At 70.4% G+C, this 2859-nt stretch carries 4 protein-coding genes; 3 read left to right on the top strand and 1 reads right to left on the bottom strand.

The features are described from left to right. On the top strand, positions 1-306 hold a 306-nt coding region (locus QK440_RS41040), incomplete at its 5' end, for a hypothetical protein (protein ID WP_282798364.1). 348 nt (positions 307-654) lie between these two features. On the opposite strand, the gene QK440_RS41035 is transcribed toward QK440_RS41040, so the two are convergent. Beyond that, entirely contained in the window at positions 655-885 is a 231-nt protein-coding gene (locus QK440_RS41035; protein WP_282798363.1) for a hypothetical protein, read from the bottom strand. A 426-nt stretch (positions 886-1311) separates the two neighbouring features. On the opposite strand from QK440_RS41035, the gene QK440_RS41030 reads away from it, so the two are divergent. Further along, positions 1312-1560, top strand: a complete 249-nt coding sequence (locus QK440_RS41030) for a chaplin (protein WP_282798362.1) — start codon at positions 1312-1314, stop codon at positions 1558-1560. A gap of 90 nt (positions 1561-1650) precedes the next feature. Next, a complete protein-coding gene (locus QK440_RS41025) occupies positions 1651-2598 on the top strand; it encodes a chaplin (protein WP_282798361.1) in 948 nt (315 codons plus the stop codon). The last annotated feature ends 261 nt before the right edge of the window (positions 2599-2859 follow it).

Here is a 2859-nt window from a genome sequence, read left to right as displayed (position 1 = left end):
TTCGCACGCAAGGAAGGCAACTCCATGAACGCCAAGAAGATTCTGGCTGGCTCGATGCTGACGCTGGCCGCTACCGGTGCGGCTGTCACGCCGGCCATGGCCGACGAAGAGGTGCACGGCCACTACTCTCAGAACATTGAGATCATCCGTGACGTCTGCCCGACCGTCCAGGACATCGACGTCCTGACCATCGAGGTGCTGGACGAGGCCCGTGCCTTCCAGTGCAACGAGATCCGTCAGAAGTCGAAGGTCCACGACGACTCGTCTGCGCCGGCCCTCCCCATCCTCGGTGCCGTCATCGACTAATGCGATACGGTTTGCCGGCAGGGTCCTCCGTCCGCTGACGGAGAATTCCCCGCCGCACACTTCGGGGCCACTGTTTCGACAGTGGCCCCGCTCAGCATATCCGCGTTCTTCGCCGTGGCGGTTCGAGAAGCGGGCGGTGCTGAAGAATGAACGCGGCTTGAGGCTGTTCATCCGGTGAGCAGTTCACAAGAGCGTGTCGGCGGTCCTGTGTCTTCCCGCTCGGCTCGGCCGCTCACCGCGTGCGTCACATGCCTTCCGTAACAGCACGAGGCCCCTGACCGGGAAGATCAGGGGCCTCGTGCTGTTTCCGCGTCAGACGCGGGACCGCTCAGAGGTGAGCACCTCTTGTCAGTCGTCGTCCGCGTCGTCGGTCATCAGGAAGGCGCCGTGGTGCTTGGAGCCGCTGTAGATGCCGCCGCCCGACGAGCCGCGGACGTTGTCCCAGTCGCCGCCGCCCCGCTTGGCCGCGACGACCTCACGGTCGTCGCTCTTGACGGAGGAGTCCGCGGCGGCCGAGCCGGTACCGAGCGCCAGCGCGGCCATGGCGACGACCGCGCAAGTAACAACCTTCTTCATCATGCTTTCTCCGAGTCGAATGGTCGTGTCCGTCCCCTGCATGGAACGGGCATCCGCAAGTCAGAATCTCCCCATTCGTTTCCGGTAATTCGCAATCCGTCGCCTCCTCACTCCTTCGTGATGTTTTGCACGGGCCATATGGACCGCGCGTTGACCGGAGGGGCGTAAATGAATGATTTTCAGACCGGGGCGGGGGTGCTCCGTGCCGCCCGGCGGGGCGGGGCGTTTTCTGGCTGTCATCGGCGCACGGTGCGCTGTCTGATTATCTTCCGCCGTGCGGACAATCCGGTGAACCGCTGTAAGGAAAGGAGTATCCGTCGAAGCAAACGGGCGAAAGGCGTCATCGCGTCAAGCCGGTGGTTTCCTCACGCGGTTCTCCTCGTTTAACAGGCTCAGGAGAGAACTCGGTGTGACCCGAAGGGAAGCGAAATGAAGCTCAGGAAGAGCGCGACGCTCGTCGCAGGTGCTGTCATGACTCTGGCCACGGGTGCCACTGCCTATGCCGATGCCGGGGCTCAGGGAGCCACCTACGGCTCGACCGCCAAGGACTCGGAGAGCACCCTGTCGGGCAACGTCGTCCAGGTGCCCGTGCACGTCCCCGTCAACGCCTGCGGCAACAGCATCAACGTCGTCGGCCTGTTCAACCCGGTGGCAGGCAACACCTGCGTCAACGACTGAGAAGCGCGCGGCTCCGCGCCGTGTCTGCGTCGGCCTCGGGACCCCAGACGTACCGAGGCCGGCTCCACCGCACAGAGGAAGATCACTAGATTGCGACAGGCCCTCAGCAAAGGCATGCTCTCCGCCGCCGCGGCGTCGAGCATCCTGTCTCTGTCCGGCTCGTCCGCCTTCGCCGCCGACGCGAGCGGACAGGCCCACGGTTCTCCCGGATTCTTGTCGGGCAACAACGTGCAGGCACCGGTGCACGTGCCGGTGAACGTCTGCGGCAACACCGCCGACGCCGCGGCGGCCCTCAACCCCACGGGCGGCAACGACTGCGCCCACGCGCAGCAGCAGGCGCCGCACCACCACGCGCCGACCCACCACGCCCCGCCACGCAAGACCACGCCCCACCACCCGCCGCCCCACGCGCCGGACCGCCACGACGCACCGGACCGCGGCCCCGCGAGCGGCACCTCCGACCGTACGAACGAGCACGGCCCCAGGGGCTACGGCGACCCCGGCCCCGGCCACGCGCACCGGCACACCGACGCGCCGGCGCCCCGGACCGTGTCGTCGGCGTCCGCGGGCGGCAGCACGGCCAGGAGCGAGACCCACGGCTCCACCGGGCTCCTGTCGGGCAACAGCCTGATGGCCCCGCTCAGCGTGCCCCTCGACTTCTGCGGCAACACCGTGGACGTCGTGGGCGTCCTCAACCCGGCGTACGGCAACCGCTGTGAGACCCACGGCGCCGAGCCCGGGCCGCTCGCCCCGCACCCCGACAAGCCCAAGCCGCCACGGCACCCGGACCGCGCGAAGCCGCCCGCGGAGCAGGAGCACCCCGTGCGGCCCGTGGACGAGTCCGAGCCGCGCACCCCGTCGCGGTCCGTGGACCGGGCCGAGGCGCCCGACGTCGCGCCGCACATGGTGCCGAGTGCGGACGCCCTCGCGGAGACGGGCCTCGACGTGAGCCTCGTCACGGCCGCGTTCATGAGCGCGGGGCTGCTGGCGGGCGGCGCGGTGCTCTACCGGCGCGGCCGCGTGACGGCCCGCCGCTGATCCGACCCGGCAACGCAGACCCCCCGACGCCGCCGGAGGCACCCGGTCGTCACCGAAGGCACCCCCGTCCCCCTCCTCACAACCGCCCCGGCCCCAGCCAGCCGTTCGTAGTGGTGGGGGGGGGGGGGGGGGGGGGGGGGGGGGGGGGGGGGGGGGGGGGGGGGGGGGGGGGGGGGGGGGGGGGGGGGGGGGGGGGGGGGGGGGGGGGGGGGGGGGGGGGGGGGGGGGGGGGGGGGGGGGGGGGGGGGGGGGGGGGGCGCG

This window comes from Streptomyces sp. CC224B (genome assembly GCF_030010595.1).
GTDB classification, from domain to species: domain Bacteria; phylum Actinomycetota; class Actinomycetes; order Streptomycetales; family Streptomycetaceae; genus Streptomyces; species Streptomyces longispororuber.
This window is presented reverse-complemented; position numbering and strand designations above follow the sequence as displayed.